Annotated in this window: 8 protein-coding genes; 7 read left to right on the top strand and 1 reads right to left on the bottom strand. The window is 40.2% G+C overall.

The features are described from left to right. Positions 1-5 precede the first annotated feature (5 nt). On the top strand, positions 6-2,714 hold the full coding sequence (gene pulA / locus IJ535_RS07490) for a type I pullulanase (protein ID WP_294300820.1): 2,709 nt from the start codon (positions 6-8) through the stop codon (positions 2,712-2,714). Here pulA and IJ535_RS07485 read toward each other — a convergent pair. Further along, the gene (locus IJ535_RS07485) at positions 2,686-3,318 is read right to left on the bottom strand and encodes an endonuclease III domain-containing protein (protein WP_294300818.1); all 633 of its coding nucleotides are present in this window, start codon (positions 3,316-3,318) and stop codon (positions 2,686-2,688) included. The two genes, pulA and IJ535_RS07485, sit on opposite strands and share 29 nt — an antisense overlap. Positions 3,319-3,611: 293 nt before the next feature. Here IJ535_RS07485 and IJ535_RS07480 point away from each other — a divergent pair, with 293 nt between their 5' ends. The 6 genes from IJ535_RS07480 to cooS all read left to right on the top strand — a co-directional run bounded on the left by IJ535_RS07480 (position 3,612) and on the right by cooS (position 16,262). Continuing rightward, positions 3,612-10,406, top strand: a complete 6,795-nt coding sequence (locus tag IJ535_RS07480) for a CehA/McbA family metallohydrolase (RefSeq protein WP_294300815.1) — start codon at positions 3,612-3,614, stop codon at positions 10,404-10,406. A 3-nt stretch (positions 10,407-10,409) separates the two neighbouring features. Continuing rightward, positions 10,410-11,546, top strand: coding sequence for a YibE/F family protein (locus IJ535_RS07475; protein ID WP_294300812.1), 1,137 nt, complete (start codon positions 10,410-10,412; stop codon positions 11,544-11,546). Between the two features lie 137 nt (positions 11,547-11,683). Further along, positions 11,684-12,616 (top strand): ABC transporter substrate-binding protein, encoded by a 933-nt coding sequence (locus IJ535_RS07470; RefSeq protein ID WP_294300809.1) that lies wholly within the window; start codon positions 11,684-11,686, stop codon positions 12,614-12,616. Positions 12,617-12,628: 12 nt separating this feature from the next. Beyond that, on the top strand, positions 12,629-13,387 hold the full coding sequence (locus IJ535_RS07465; protein ID WP_294295798.1) for an ABC transporter permease: 759 nt from the start codon (positions 12,629-12,631) through the stop codon (positions 13,385-13,387). Position 13,388: 1 nt separating this feature from the next. Further along, entirely contained in the window at positions 13,389-14,162 is a 774-nt protein-coding gene (locus IJ535_RS07460) for an ABC transporter ATP-binding protein (RefSeq protein ID WP_294300806.1), read from the top strand. 18 nt (positions 14,163-14,180) lie between these two features. Continuing rightward, positions 14,181-16,262 carry an anaerobic carbon-monoxide dehydrogenase catalytic subunit gene (gene cooS, locus IJ535_RS07455; RefSeq protein WP_294300803.1) on the top strand — a complete coding sequence of 694 codons (2,082 nt, stop codon included), beginning with the start codon at positions 14,181-14,183 and terminating at the stop codon, positions 16,260-16,262. Positions 16,263-16,717 lie beyond the last annotated feature (455 nt).

Here is a 16,717-nt window from a genome sequence, read left to right as displayed (position 1 = left end):
TAATAATGAAAAAGAAATTTTTCAAAACATGGAATCTGGCGTTGGCAATGATGCTAATTTTGTTATCATTTTCTGCATTTTTGCTGCCAGTACAAGCTAATGAAGAGGACACTGTAATTAGATTTCACTACCACAGACCAGATGGTGAATATGAGAAATGGAGTCTTTGGACTTGGGAGGATTCCAGAAATGGTGTAGATAATCAATTTACAGAGGGGGATGAAGAGGTTTATTTTGAACTGACAGCATATCCAGATACTAGAAGAGTTGGATTCATAGTAAGAACACAGGAATGGGAAAAGGATGTAGCTGAAGACAGATTTATAAATCTTAAGGAAATCATTAGCGGTACTATTGATGTTTTCATTGAGCATGATGAATCTGAAGTAAAGATTGAGTATGGTGATGATGTAGTATTTGGAAGTAAATTTGAAGATAAGGAATCTTTATCAGAGAAATACTCATCTGATTCGTTTGAAAGCGAGTACACTTATTTACAGGATGATTTAGGAGCTAATTATACTAAAGATTCTACAATATTCAAGGTATGGGCACCTACAGCTGAATGGGTTAAGCTTTGTTTGTATGACTCAGGAGATGTCGCGGATTCTGATATTAGAGATGAGCTTGAATTGCAATTGGAAGAGAAGGGCGTATGGAGTCTTAAGGTAGACGGTGACCTTGAAGGTATATATTACACATACAAGGTAAAGGTAGAAGACAATGTGTACGAGGCTTGTGACCCATATGCTAAGGCCGTAGGAATTAATGGTGATAGAGCTATGGTTATTGACCTGGATTCCACAAATCCTAAGGGTTGGGAATCGGATTGTAATACTAATGAAATAGCAGATTTGGCCTCGTCAATAATTTATGAGATAAGTGTAAGAGATTTTTCCTCAGATTCAAGCTCAGGCGTTTCTGAGGAAAATCGGGGCAAATATCTTGCATTTACAGAAAAAAATACAACAAATGAATATGGAGATATAACAGGTATAGATTACATAAAGAATTTAGGGGTGAACTATGTTCAATTGATGCCAATTCAGGATTATTCATATTTAGACGAAAAAACTATTTCTGAATACAATTGGGGTTATGGTACAAAAAACTTTTTTGCTCCAGAAGGTTCATACTCAAGTAATCCATACGATGGACATGTTAGAGTAAAAGAAACAAAGGAAATGATTAAGGCTATTCATGAAGAAGATATGGGAGTGGTGCTTGATGTTGTATACAATCATGTTTTCTCAGCAAATGATTTTTGCTTTAACAATATTGTTCCACAATACTTTACCAGAGTAGATGAGGATGGTATGTACTCTAATGGTTCTTATTGTGGAAATGATACAGCTACAGAAAGATCAATGGTTAAAAAGTATATTGTTGACTCCGTATTATATTGGGTAAAGGAATACCACATAGACGGCTTTAGATTTGATCTTGCTGGATTGATAGATGTGGATACAATGAATGAAATAGTAGCAGAAGTGCATGCTATAAATCCATCTATATTAATCTATGGTGAAGGATGGATCATGCCTACCATTTCTACAAAAGAAGGTACTTTATTTTCAACTCAAAGAAACAGTAATGTGACACCACAGGTTGGATATTTTGATGACTCAATCAGAAACAGAGTAAAAGGTGGAAGCAATGATACTAGCCTAGGTTATATTACAGGGAAGGGAAATGTAGAGGAAGTTAAAGAAAGCCTGGTAGGAGATGCTGGGTGGACAACTAATCCAAATCAGATTATTAATTATGTAAGCTGCCATGATGATGCAACCCTATGGGATAAAATAGGCTTCGTTAATGATGGGGATGAGAAAGTTAAGATTAGTGAAAATAATCTTGCGGCAGCAATCATCTATTCCGCACCAGGTGCTGTGTTCATGCAAGCTGGTGAGGAAATGCTACGCACAAAAGTAGATGAAAATGGCAAAATAATTACTAATAGTTATAACGTATCAGACTATGTAAATAGCATAAAATGGAATAACTTACATGATGATAAGATTAAGAAAAATGTTGAATATTATAAGGAACTAATTAAATTTAGAAAAGATTATTTAAGGGATAGGAATGCTTTAACAAATATTTCGTTCATTGAAGATGTTCCAAGAAATGTTATCGCATATACGATACCAACAGAAGAGCCAGTACTTATTGTATATAATCCTAATAAGAATGTAGAAGAAATAAATCTTCCAGCAGGTAGATGGAAGATTTATGGTAATAATATAGTTTCTGGAAAATTAAAATTAGACCCTGTTTCTTCATATAGATTGGTATTACAATCTGACACAGATTCAAGTATAGGCAATGATACAAATGCAAGTGGAAAAATTAATGTAGTAACAGGTGATAAGAAACAAATTACAAATACAACAGAATCATTAACTATTCCAGCTATTGATGTTCCTAAGACTGCAGAAGCTGCAAAGTCAATAAGTGATGTAGGTTCCAAAGTAACTACCCACCCAGTTGAAGATGCAAGTTCTACCGAAGAGGAACAACAAGAAAAAGTAGTAGATGATAAATCAAAAAAGGAAATAAAAACGCAAACAACAATCATTGATGATAAAACAGCACTTTCAGAACCTGACGTGAAAGAGGCAACTAATGCAAGAAGTATTATTATTGGGATTATTGTCATTGGCGTTCTGGTATTTGGTTCAACAATTATATATTTTTCTTACAAACATCATTAAGACAACATCTGTCACAGTAAGGTGCGGTGCGGGCGGTGCAGATAGCACGTCCGTGATCCACCAGCCTGTGGCAAAGGTTGTTGCCCTCTTCAGAAGGGATAATTTTTCTAAGAGCCATCTCTACCTTGGTTGGCTCTTTTATGTTATCTACAAGTCCAATTCTATTAGAAAGGCGGATGGCATGGGTGTCTGTCACGATGGCAGGCTTGCCAAAAACGTCACCTAAAATCAGGTTGGCAGATTTGCGGCCTACACCAGGAAGTGCCAATAATTCTTCCATAGTATCAGGAACCTTGCAATCATAAACATCCCTAAGCATCTTCATACAGGCAACGATGTCTTTGGCTTTGGATTTGCCAAGGCCACATGGGCGCACGATTGCTTCCACATCACTTACATCGGCATCGGCAATAGCGCTGATGGTAGGAAATTTTTCATAGAGATGTGGAACGATTTCATTAACTCTGGCATCTGTGCACTGGGCAGCAAGCCTGACAGATACCAGCAGCTTCCAGGCATCATCATAATCCAAGGTGCAATCACTGTAAGGATATTCTTTTTTTAATCTTTCAATCACTATAAGTGCTAATTCTTTTTTTCTCATGGGATAATAATAACACAGAAAACATACCAAGGGGATAACTTTTGAATAATAGTACCAATTAGTAAAAAGCACAGAAGATTTAAAATTTTTGTACAATGTGATGAAAATGTGATTAGAGTGTGAATTTTTTATTGAAAAGGGATTTAATAAATGATACTCTAGCATTACACGACATAACGATTTAGGAAAGGCGATTTACATACCGAATCATTGAGGTTAATAGCGGATGATTGGTGTGGGTCGCTTTTTTTGACGCGTTTTGTCAGATATTAATAAAGGAGGAGAGTATAGGAATGAAAAAATTGGCTCGAAGAGGGCTTTCTTTAGTTCTGGCTTTTTTGATGATTGCAACGACTGCATATTCTGATATGTCCTTTGTATCTCGTGCAGAAGAAACAAATCATGTATGGACTAAGGTAAGCCTAGGCGAGATCACTTCTAGTGACTCTATTGCCATCGCAATTACAACATCTGATGGCGAAACCTATGTTATGCCAAGCGCAGCTGCCACTAAGACAGGCCCTGGTGCAGTGCCTGCAACAGTTAATGGAAATGAACTTACTGTTTTAGATGGTAAGGACAGCGACTACGCTTGGACTGTTTCAACTAAAACTGTGGAGGAGACTGTTGTTGCAGATAGTGAGAACAACTCTGAAGCAAAGGAAGAATCTTTGGAAGAAAAGAGTCTTACTGATGTAAATACAGAAGTAAAGACCGTGGCTGAGGATAATTCTTCTAGTAAGGAAGAGGAATCTGCAACAGCAGAAACAGTTGGTGAGGAAGCCACCGATTCTTCTAAGGAAGAGGTTAATAAGGTAAGCGCTGAGGGTGAAGCAGACTTATCTTTATCTGAAGCTACAGAAGAGAAAACTTCTATAGAAGAGGAAGTGCAAGATGAGAAGGAAGATGAAAAGAAGGAAGAGACTGTAACTAAGACATATTACACATTTGCTTCTGGTTCTAATTATCTTTACACTACAGCTTCTAACAATGGTATTAGAGTTAGTAGTATGCCAGGTGATGAAGTTGGTGCTAGATGGGAGCTTGCTGACTGCGGATATCTTTCAGCTAAGGATTCTAAGGGGGTAGCTCGTTATTTAGGAGTTTATAACAAGAAGGATTTTAGAGCTTACACATCCCCAACTACAAACAACATCAAAAATCAAAGCGTTGGTTTCTACAAGCTTACAGAAAAGAGCGCAGGTGATGCTAAGGTGGCAGCACCAACAGCTTCTATCGAAAGCGGTGAGGCAGTTGATTTTGGTACTGCAGTAACACTTGAAACTGCAAGCGAAGATGCAAAGATTTACTACAATGTAAATGGTAGCGAGGATAACTATTCTCCATATAAGGAAGCAATTGTTATCACAAAGGACACTACAATCTATGCTTATGCTACAAACGGTGACGAGAAGAGTGAGATAGTTTCATTCAGCTACACACTAAAGAAGGGTAGCAAGATTACAGACATAACAAAGCTTGATGAAGAGCAGGAATTCGTTCTTGCATTCAATGATGCAAGCATTATGTCAACAACAGCAAAGAGCTCTAAGCTTGAGCCAGTTGCTGCAAAGCTTAATGATGATAAGCTTCTTACTTATGAAGAGGCTGAGGCTCCTATTGCAAAGCTTTCATTAGAGAAGGCTGAGGTAGAGGGCGAGTACTACATCACTACAATGCTTCCAATCGATAACGTATATACGAAGCATTATCTTACAACAGGTTCTACAGGTAACAATCTTTCATTTGTTACAGAAAAGACTGATTGCAGCGCATGGTCTTTTGAAGCACAGGAAGATGGAACTTACCTTATTAAGAACGCAAAGGCTGCTTATAAGAATTCTCCTCAGTACATGGAATTCTATAGCAGAGATAATTTATTTACAACTTACAGCTACACAGCTGGAAAGAGCAAGATTGATGCTTACAAGTTTTCAGCTTACACAGTTCCTGAGGTTACAGCTAAGGCTGAGGAGCCAACAACAAACACAGTAGGCAAGCTTCTTACAAGAGAGCTTTATGATGGCGATGAGGTAGTAGTTTACTTTCCAGGTTCATCAAAGGTAATGACAGCCGAAGAGAATAACGGCAAGCTTAAGGAAGCTGATGCTACTATTTCTGAGGATGGCACACTTGAGACAAAGGGAACAGGTGCTGTCGTACTTAAAGTAGCTCTTGATGACAATGGAAACTATTCATTCAAGACAGCAGATGATAAGTACCTTACTATTGATTTAGTAGAAAAGGAATCAAATGGTAAGACAAAGACATACGCAAACCTTACATTCAAAGATACATTAACAGACAATGGCCTTTGGACAGAGGTTGCAGCTGATGATAATAACTCAGGTAAGTATTATCTTAAGAATGCTTTTGCAAAGGTTGGCTCAAGCCAGCAGGCATTAGAGTACTACAGCGGATTTTCTGCATACGGATTTAAGGAAGATGCTATTTATGCATTTAACTTCTATGCTCTTGCAGAAGGCGAGAAGACCGTAAAGCTTGAGTACGAAGATGAAAGACTTACAGTTGGTCAGTGGGCAGGTAATGCTCATTACAATGAGTACGAAGAGTGTGCTACAACAATCTATGGTGATAAATACGCTACAAACGATATGCTTGATAAGACAGCAAAGTACACAGCAGTTGTAGACGGTGCTGCATCAAAGCCATGGACATCTGCTACAAGTACAACAACTGGTTCTACAAGCTATTACATGGGTTCTACTGGTGTAGCAAATGCAGCAAGTGATTACATGCAGTTTGAGCTTTCTACTTTAGGCTATGGTAACTTAGGCCTTGAGTTTAGAATGAGAGCTTCAAACACAGCAGCAGGATCTTTCCAGTTACAGTACTCTACAGATGGAGAGAACTTTAAGAACTTTAAGACTGGTACATATTCTTACAAGTACACAGCTTACAAGAACTCTGGTAAGACAGGGGATGATGGCAAGGCTATTATGGAGCCATTTGAGGTAAATGGTTCTGGCGATATCACAGATGGTATTGCAAAGACATCTTTGGCTCCTACATATTATGTAAACTTCACATTTGATATTCCAAATGCAGCAGCTAATGCTGAGAAGGTATATATCAGATTAGTTCCAGGAGAGCTTTCAGCTAAGGGTGATAAGGCTCCTTCAAAGGGTGGCGTTATCCGTATGGATGGCGTTGTTGTAAAGGGTAACCCTGTTGTTGATAATACAAGAACAAGATTTGTTGTTGCAAATCCTACAAGCGGGGAAGTTGCAGTAGGAGAGAAGATTGCACTTACATCTCTTACAGAAGGCGCTGATGTTTACTATTCAGTAAACGGTTCAGAATTTGCTAAGTATAATCCTGATGAAAAGGTTACACTTAATGAGCTTCCAGCTACAGTTCAGGCCTATGCTGTTAAAGAAGGCTTAGAAAAGAGTATTACAGTAAGCTACATGTACACTCAGGCTCAGGTTGCAGCAGTTAAGGCTACACCAAACGGTGGTGCTGTTATTGAGAACCAAAAGGTAACACTTAAGTCTAAGACAGAAGATGCAACAATCCTTTACAGATACATGACTGATGAAGAGATTGCAGCAGAAGAAAAGACAAGCCAGGAGAATGCTGAGTCTGAAACTAAAGAGGAGACAGTTAATGAGCATGATGACTGGATTACATACACAGGTTCATTTGAGCTTAAATCTCTTCCATGCCAGATTCAGGTTAAGGCTACAAAGGAAGGCTACAAGGATAGCGCAGTAGCAACAGTTAAGTTTACAAAGAGACTTAATGACAAATACAACATCTACTTTGGACAGATTCATGCTCATACAAATATTTCAGATGGAGCAGGTTCTTTAGAGGATGCTCTTAAGCATGCAACAAATGTAGATAACTTAGATTACATTGTAATCACAGACCACAGTAACTCAATTGATAACGAAAAGGAATCAAAGATTACTGAGAACGTTGATAAGGCTGCTACAGATGAGTGGACATACGCTCACAATCTTGTAAAGCAGTATTCAACAGACAAATTCACATGTGCTTACGGTTATGAAATGACATGGTCAAATGGACTTGGTCATATGAACACATACAACACACCAGGTTTCCAGAGCCGTACACAGACAGAGTTTTCAACATACTCAACAGCTCTTCAGAACTACTATGCAGCACTTAGAACTGTTCCTGATTCTATCAGCCAGTTCAACCACCCAGGTACAACCTTCGGTGATTTCAGTGATTTTGCATACTATTCAGAAGAGAACGATAACCTTATTACTATGATTGAGGTTGGTAACGGTGAAGGAACAATCGGTTCTTCAGGTTACTTCCCATCTTATGAGTACTACACACGTGCACTTGATAAGGGATGGCACGTAGCTCCTACAAACAACCAGGATAACCACAAGGGTAAGTGGGGCGATGCTAACACAGCTCGTACAGTAATGCTTGCTGATGTTAACGATGAGAACGCTATCTATGATGCAATGAGAAACTATCGTATCTATGCAACAGAGGATAACGATCTTTCAATTTACTACACACTTAACAGCTATATCATGGGTACAATCCTTGAGAAGGATGCTGTAGATGACACAGTAGAAATCAAGGCAGACATCAAGGATCCTACAGATTCAAAGATTGGCCGAGTTGAAGTTATCGTAAATGGTGGCCAGTCAATCGCTATGGAGAATGTATCAACAAATGATACTACTGTTACATTCAATGTACCTTCAAGCTATTCATATTACTATCTAAAGATTACAGAGGATGACGGTGATATTGCTGTTACAGCTCCTGTATGGGTAGGTGAGGTAGAAGCTTGTGGTATTAACAAGACATACACAAACACAGTACTTCCTGTTAAGGGAGAAAGCCTTGATGTTAATGTTGACTTGTACAACAATGAATCATCTGACCTTAAGATTGATTTCGTTGATGTTGTACTTAAGGATGTTGATGGCAAGGAAACAGAAGTGGCTGCACTTACTGGAGAAGAAGCAGGAGTTCCTTCAGTAGAAGCTAAGGGCACAGCTACATTTAAGACAGATTATGTATATAATGAAGCTGGTCAGGTAACCTATGAGATTACAGTTAGAGCAACGCTTAATGGTGTGCCAAAGGTATACACAGATAAGCTCACTGTAAACTATGCACTTCCATCTATGATTGCAGATATTGTTATTGATGGTACTCATTACAATGATTATGTAACAGGCTACTATGGTGGAAATGTAAATGCATTTATTAAGCTTTGCGCAGCAAAGAATATTCGCGCTACAGTTGTTAAGGATGAAATAACAGCTGACACATTAAAGAACTGCAAGCTTCTTGTAGTTGCTGCTCCAGCTAAGAAATCTGGAACAGCAAATGCAGGTGACTACAAGGTTAGTCACTACAGCGATGAGTTTATCGCACTTGTAAAGGATTACGTGGCAAATGGTGGTTCCGTAGCAGTTTGTGGTTTGGCAGATTACTCTGATTCAACAGATTGCCAGACAGCAACAGAGCAGAACAAGCTTCTTTCAGCTATTGGTGCTACAATTCGCATGGGTTCTGATGAAGTTTGCGATGATAAGAACAACGGCGGTCAGGTTTACAGAATGTATCCTACAAATGTAAATCTTGATTCTGAGCTTCTTGCAGGCTTCAAGGAAGGACAGAAATACAGCCAGTATTCAGGATGTTCAGTTGATATTTCAAATGCAAAGGCTAACGATTTTGTTGATGCAGCAGAGTGGCTTGTAAAGGGTTACGATACAACATACTCTGTAGACTGCAAGGATGAAAACGGTAAGGCCGTTGAAGGTGTTCTTGAAAACGGAGTTAAGGGTAAGAAGAATGACAACGAAGGTAATGTAACATTCCTTGCTCGTCAGAAGACTAAGGCAGGCGGACAGATTATTGTTGCCGGTGGTGTATTCCTTTCAGACTTCGAAGTAAAGGCAGAGATGGATAACAACGATTCTCTTCCTTATGTAAACCACACAATTGTAAACAATATTTTAGATGGTTCACAGGTTGAGCTTCCAGTTTCAACAATTGCTGAGGCAAGAAAAGGTGCCATGAATGAAGTATTTGCTGTAGAAGGATATGTAACATCTGGTACAGACAACGAAAATACTACATTCTTCGATACAATCTATCTTCAGGATGAGACAGCCGGTATTGATATCTTCCCTTACGCAACACCAGGTCTTGCAATCGGTACAAAGATGCGTATCGTAGGATATGTATCACAGTATCAGGGCGATAAGGAGCTTAAGGTTATCTCATACAAGATTCTTAAGGATGAGCCATATATCTATGCTCCTAAGAAGGTAGATACAAAGACTGCTATGGACTACGAAGCACTTGGTGGTTCATTGCTTGAAACAGAAGGTAAGGTTACAAGAGTAGCTATTGGTGCAGACGGTGCTATCGAAGAGTTCTGGCTCATGGATGACACAGGCGTTGAAGCAGCTATCTTCATCGATGGTTACATCAAATCAGCTACAACAGGCAAGAATGAGCTTGCTGATTTTGTAAAGGTTGGCGCTACAGTTTCTGCAGTAGGTGTTCTTTACAAGCATCCTGAGGGAGATTCAGATGTTTCAGTGCCAGTATTTAGAGTAAGAAACTGTGATGATATTAAGCTTGTTGGTTCAGCACCTTCGGTAACACCAGGTGGTAACGGTGGCAACAGTGGAAATAGTGGTTCAAGCAGCAATCCAATCGCAGCAGTAATCAGAAATATCAATACAGCTGTTGATAAGGCTGTAGATGCTATTATCGCTCCTATTGCTGATACACCAGTTGGTCGTGCAGTAAGAAATGTAGTCAACAGATTTAGAGCTGTAAGAGATGCAATCCTTGGCAATGACAACGAAGAAATGGCAGATGATACAACTGAGGATGTAACAGAAGAGACTACTGAAGAAGAGACAGTTTCACAGGATCCACAGCCATCTGAGACTATTGCTGATGAGCAGGTTCCAGAAGCAGCTCCTGAAGAAAAGGAATTTCCAGTAGTGCCAGTTGCTGCAGCATCTGTTATAATTATTGCAGGAGTTGGAGTAACACTTGCAGGAAAGTTTGGACTACTAGCAAAGTTACTTGGAAAGTAAGAAATGAAAAACGAACTGATTATTAAAATTGTATCAGTCGTATTATTTGTAGGTTTGAGCATTGGCGTAATCGCTTACGCTAATGCCGACAGGCCTACATACACTATTACAGAGGACTCTGGCGTGGAATATGAAACCGCTAGAGTCCTCTCTGTTTTAGAGGATAATACGGCAGTTGATGAAGAAATTGAAAATGTAAAAAAAGGAGATACCACACTTGAGCTGGAGCTTTTGACAGGTCGCTACAAGGGCGATGTCTGCAAGGTGACTAACTATTACAGCGCTCTTTATAATGTGGATGTGTCAAAGGGAGATAGGGTAAGTGTGAGAATCGATACTACAGGGGAGCATGAATATTCTGTTAGTATCTACAACTATGACAGGGTTCCACTTATCATCGGGCTTGTTATCGTATTTGCGATAGTTCTTATTGCTCTTGGTGGTAAGCAGGGGCTTAAGGCATTCCTTGGGCTTGTATATACAGTGCTTGTTATTGTGTTTGTGCTGCTTCCTCTTACTCTTAAGGGAGTGGCACCTATACCACTTACTATCGCTATAGTGTTTATTACTTCGGCAATATGCTATTTGTTGATAGGCGGCATTCAAAAGAAAACTGTTGCAGCAGCTTTAGGCAGCCTTGCAGGAGTTCTTATAGCAGCCCTTCTTGGAGCTATGGTAGCACATATAGGTGGTGTTACCACATTTCAGATGGATGAGGCGGAGGCCTTGCTTTTAGTTAAATCCAGCTATCCAGTTCAGCTTAGAGGACTTTTTATAAGTAGCATCCTTATAGCGGCTATTGGTGCTGTAATGGATATTGCAATGTCCATATCATCTGCAATAGGAGAGGTCCATGAGGCAAATGCTAAGCTAGGTTTTAAAGAGCTTTTTGCAGCAGGTATGAATATCGGAAGGGATGCAATGGGAACCATGGCAAACACCTTGGTGCTAGCTTATGTTGGTGGCTCACTTAACATGATGGTGCTTATTTATTCCTATGGGGTTTCCTTCATCCAATTAGTAAATACAGATTTTGTTGCAATCGAAATGATTAGAGCTATCGCAGGCTCTATTGGAATCATTGGCACAGTGCCTTGTGTTTCGGCTATTGCAGCTAAGCTTTATTCCATGGAAAAATAGTGTTTTCAATTTTAACTATAGCGGGTTATAAAAAATATTGATAACTCGCTATAGTTTTTTATTAGCCCTAAAACCTATTGACCTACTGGGTAATAATATTTATAGTATCTTCATACTAAAAATGAAGGAGAAATGCTATGAAAAAACTTATATCGATTATCTTATTAGGATGCCTTGCACTTTCTTTGGTGGCATGTGGCGGAGCCGGCAAAAGCAAAGCCAGTGAATCTGTAGAAACAGTAAAAATTGCTTATCTGCCAATTACACATTCTTTGGCAGTGCTTAAGGAAGCAAAGGAGCTTGAGAAAAATGAAAACATTCAGGTGGAGCTTGTAAAGTATGGCTCATGGCCAGAGCTTTTGGATGCTCTTAATTCAGGTCAGGTGGATGGCGCTTCAGTTCTCATTGAGCTTGCTATGAAGTCTAAGGCAGAAGGTATTGGTATAAAGGCAGTAGCATTAGGACATAGAGATGGCAATGTGATTGTTGTTTCAAATGATGTTAAGGACGGGGCAGATTTAAAGGGAAGAACAATTGCCATCCCTCATAGACAGTCATCCCATAACATCCTTGTAAACGATGCTCTTACTAAGAATGGTCTGACTATAGATGACATAAATGTGGTGGAGCTGGCGCCTACAGAAATGCCTTCAGCTCTTGCAGCAGGAACAATAGATGGATATTGCGTGGCAGAGCCATTTGGGGCAATGGGAGTATCTATTGGAGCAGGTAAGGTTCTGTACGAATCAAATGAGCTTTGGGAAGATAGCGTATGCTGTGGTCTGGTGCTTACAGATAGCTTTATAGAAAGCCGTCCAAAGGTGGCAAAGGCTTATGTGGAAGGCTACAAAAAGGCAGGCAGCGCACTTACCTTAGAAGAGGCAAAGAAGGTGGCAAAGGAATATCTAAATCAGAAGGATGATGTCCTTGATATTTCCTTAAAATGGATTTCCTTTGATGACCTGGAGATAACAGAGGCTATGTACGAGCAGCTATCTGAAAAGGTAGTGGATTACGGCTTATTAGATAATCCACCAAGCTACAACGAATTTGTTAAGAACGATTTTTAAGGGATGAAGATTATGAAAAAACTAAATTCTATAAAATATGTAATTGTTTCTATTGCTATCTTAATAGCACTTTGGCAGGTGGCATTTATATTTAGTGATTACAGCGAGGCTCTGTTCCCATCACCTCTAATGGCATTTAATGCATTGATTGAGCTTCTTACATCAGGGCAGCTATTAGAATCATTCATTACCAGCATGGGAAGATTTGCTATAGGCTATGGCCTATCTGTAATTGTTGCAGTTATCTTAGGGCTAATTCTAGGTAGCCTTCCAAAGGTGTTCAATTATGTTAACCCAGCCCTCCAGCTACTTAGGCCAATATCTCCAACAGCCTGGATGCCTTTTGTGGTGCTGTTGTTTGGAATAGGAGATTTGCCGGCTATTGTGATTATATTTATCGCTGCTTTTTTCCCAGTACTGCTGTCAACGGTTTCGGCAATTATGAAGATAGATGATATCTATTTTAGGGTATCTGAGAATTTTGGAATAAGACAGCCTGCCCTTTTGTGGAAGGTGATTCTTCCGGCGGCATTTCCACAGATTGCAAATGCCATTCATTTAGCTTTGGGAAGTGCATGGATATTTCTTGTGGCAGGTGAGATGGTTGGTGCCCAGTCGGGCCTTGGCTATCAGATTATTGATGCGAGAAACAACGTGCGGGCAGATTTGCTTCTTGCTACAATATTTGTAATAGGTATCATCGGATTGCTTCTTGATTTTCTCCTTGGCATTGTGGAAAAGAAGGTATTAAGAGCATGGGGAGGTGAATAAAATGTCTTATATTCATATAGAAAATGCAGGGAAAACATTTGTTGAAAACGGTCAGGAATTTAGAGCTTTAACAGATGTTAATCTGGATATAGAAAAGGGAGAATTCATCTGCTTGCTTGGTCCATCTGGCTGTGGCAAAAGTACACTATTAAATGCTATTGCAGGCTTTGATTTGGTCAACGAGGGAAGTATTACCATAGATGGAAAAGAGGTAACTGGTCCTAGCACAAAGAATGTTACTATTTTTCAAAACTATGGACTTCTTCCATGGCGCACAGTGGAGAAAAATGTTGCACTTGGTCTTGAAAACAAAAAGATAAGTAAGGATGAGAGGGCTAAGATTGTAAGGACATACCTTGAGATGGTGAAGCTTGAGAATTTCGCCAAAAGCTACCCTAGACAGCTTTCTGGTGGAATGAAGCAAAGAGTTGCAATCGCAAGGGCGCTTGCAGTGGAGCCTGATATCCTATTTATGGATGAGCCCCTTGGAGCTTTGGATGCAATCACAAGAATGAAGCTTCAGGATGACATTTTAGATATCTGTAAAAGGGAAAAGAAGACAATCATCTTTGTCACCCATGATATTGAAGAGGCAGTTTATCTGGCTGATAGAATTGTTGTTATGACACCTAATCCTGGCAAGGTAAAGGGAGTTATAAAGGTGCCACTACATCATTTTAGAGATAGAACCAGCGGAGATTTCTTATTAGTAAGAGATAAGATTTTTGATTTGTTAAATATGAAAAACGAAGATGCAATTGAGTACAACATCTAATAGTAAAAGGAGCAGATAATGAGTCATACACATGAGCATGAAACACATACTGGCAAGAAAGGCATAGAGCACATTCATTCCCACAGAAATCTTATAGGCTTTGATGAGCACGGAATTCCTACGGTGACTCTGGAGGCTAGTCATCATGGGGATGAGGACGATGGAGATTTCACAAAGGACTACATGAATGCGGTTGCAGAATACCGAAAGACATTCCCATCAAAGCAGGATGTAATAGATAACACGCCAGATCCAGCAGTAAGGGAAATGCTTCTTAGAATGGAGCAGCTTGGGATTGATACCACGTTTGATAGGTTTGATGCACAAAAGCCTCAGTGCAATTTTGGTCTTTGTGGCACTTGTTGTAAGATTTGTAATATGGGACCATGTCGCATTACACCTAAGGCTCCAAAGGGAGTGTGCGGTGCAGATGCAGATTTGATTGTAGCAAGAAACTTGCTTCGCTCAGCAGCAGCTGGTGCGGCTCAGCATGGTATGCATGCAAGAGAGGTAATGCTTGCACTTAAGAAGGCAGCAGAGGGAGAGCTGGATATACCAATTCTAGGTGAGCAGAAAATAAGAAGTACAGCAGCGGCCTTTGGAATCAGAACCAAGAATCGACAGCTTAAGCATGTGGCTAAGGATTTGGCAGATGCTCTCTTGGAGGATTTGTCCCGTACAGTTCCTGATGAATACAAGACCATCTCAGCCTGCGCCCTTCCTGAAAGACAAAAGGTGTGGGAAGACCTTGATATCCTGCCAATCAGCGCCTACCACGAAGTGTTTGAGGCATATCACAAATCAGGCTGCGCTACAGATGGGGATTGGAAGAGCATCATGCAGCAGTTCTTGCGTTGTGGTCTGGCATTTACATTTTCAGGTGTAGTAGGCGCATCAATCGCAACAGATTCATTGTTTGGAGTAGGTGATAGAGTTACATCTAAGGTAAATATTGGAGCCCTAAAAAAGGGTTATGTAAATATTGCAGTACACGGCCATCTTCCACTTCTTGTAAGCCAGATTGTAGAGGCAGGAAAAAGAGAGGATTTAGTGGAGCTAGCCAAATCTAAGGGGGCAAAGGGAATTCGTTTTTACGGTATCTGCTGTTCAGGACTTTCTGCAATGTACAGACAAAGCGGCGTCATCCCTCTTTCGAATGCAGTTTCCGCAGAACTTGTTCTTGGTACAGGAGCACTTGATTTGTGGGTGGCAGATGTGCAGGATGTTTTCCCTGCCATTATGGATGTGGCTAAATGCTTTAAGACTACAGTGGTAACCACCAGTGAATCCGCGAGATTGCCTGGGGCTGAAAGATATGAGTATGACCATCATCACAGCAACATATCTGAAACTAAGGCATTGGCAGAAAAGATTGTAAGGCGTGCTATTGAAAGCTTTGAGGATAGAAAGGGAATTCCTGTATACATCCCACCATACGAGGTGGAAGCTGAGGTAGGATTTTCTGTAGAATACATCCACAGAAGATTTGGCAGCATGAAGCCACTGGCAGAGGCTATTAAATCAGGACAGATTCTTGGCGTAGTAAATATGGTAGGCTGCAACAACCCTAAGGTTCTTTATGAGAAGTGCATTGTGGATGTGGCAGACGAGCTTCTTAAGAACAATGTGCTTATTATCACTAATGGCTGTGCATCCTTCCCACTGATGAAGCTTGGATATTGTGCTATTTCTGGCAAGGAAAAGGCGGGAGAAAGCTTGCGTCAGTTCTTAGAGCCTGACCTGCCACCAGTTTGGCATGTGGGAGAGTGTATTGATAACACCAGGTCCACAGGAATCTTTGCAGGTATAGCAGGAGAGCTTGGTAAGAATCTCTATGAGCTACCTTTTGCATTTAGCTCACCAGAGTGGGGCAATGAAAAGGGAATAGATGCAGCCCTTGGCTTTAGACTAAATGGAATCAGCTCTTATCACTGTGTGGAGGCGCCTATATACGGCTCTAAAAATGTCATCGAATTCCTAAAGTATGGCACCAAGGAAATCCTAGGTTCTACCATGAATGTGAACACAGACCCTGTTGCACTTGCCAAGCAAATCGTAGCCGACATGAAGGAAAAGCGAAAGAACCTGGGCTGGGAGTAGAATAAGTATGTTACTATTCATGGGCATTTTTTTACAGAATATGGATTTGGCAAAGAGATAGCGTAGTGAACTCTAGGGACTTGTTCTTGAATTAATCGAAGGTGCCCGCTGGAAGCATAAATCCGTAGCCTTGGCCTATTGCAGCATTGGAGAAGAATTGCTGATTTTCTTAATGCCACAAACGAGCATAGGTCACGTGTCCTTTCACGGCTTTGACTATTCGAAGGGACTGTATGTATCTCGCAGACACTTGTTATGTTACTTAATAGCAGTGGCGGCAATATTAGTATTAATTGCATTCATATTACATTCGCCAAGTAGAATTAAAAGCAGTTTTTGGATGTTTTCCTACCGGCTTCAAGCTCAGTCCATTTCGCTATCAGCCTTGGGCTGCCGTCCGTGGCAGCCCATATGAAAACATTCAAAAACTGCTTTAAGATTCTACTAGGCTCATT

The sequence above is a fragment of the Pseudobutyrivibrio sp. genome (assembly GCF_017471675.1).
In the GTDB taxonomy this organism is placed as follows: Bacteria; Bacillota; Clostridia; order Lachnospirales; family Lachnospiraceae; genus Pseudobutyrivibrio.
The sequence above is the reverse complement of the archived record's forward strand: the minus strand, read 5'-3'. Positions and strand labels throughout refer to the sequence as shown.

What these genes read in the sequence shown, in the direction of transcription:
- IJ535_RS07485 (WP_294300818.1), bottom strand. Translation starts at nt 3,318, where the DNA reads ATGAGAAAAAAAGAATTAGCACTTATAGTGATTGAAAGATTAAAAAAA.
- IJ535_RS07460 (WP_294300806.1), top strand. Translation starts at nt 13,389, where the DNA reads ATGTCTTATATTCATATAGAAAATGCAGGGAAAACATTTGTTGAAAAC.
- IJ535_RS07480 (WP_294300815.1), top strand. Translation starts at nt 3,612, where the DNA reads ATGAAAAAATTGGCTCGAAGAGGGCTTTCTTTAGTTCTGGCTTTTTTG.
- IJ535_RS07475 (WP_294300812.1), top strand. Translation starts at nt 10,410, where the DNA reads ATGAAAAACGAACTGATTATTAAAATTGTATCAGTCGTATTATTTGTA.
- pulA (WP_294300820.1), top strand. Translation starts at nt 6, where the DNA reads ATGAAAAAGAAATTTTTCAAAACATGGAATCTGGCGTTGGCAATGATG.
- IJ535_RS07470 (WP_294300809.1), top strand. Translation starts at nt 11,684, where the DNA reads ATGAAAAAACTTATATCGATTATCTTATTAGGATGCCTTGCACTTTCT.
- cooS (WP_294300803.1), top strand. Translation starts at nt 14,181, where the DNA reads ATGAGTCATACACATGAGCATGAAACACATACTGGCAAGAAAGGCATA.
- IJ535_RS07465 (WP_294295798.1), top strand. Translation starts at nt 12,629, where the DNA reads ATGAAAAAACTAAATTCTATAAAATATGTAATTGTTTCTATTGCTATC.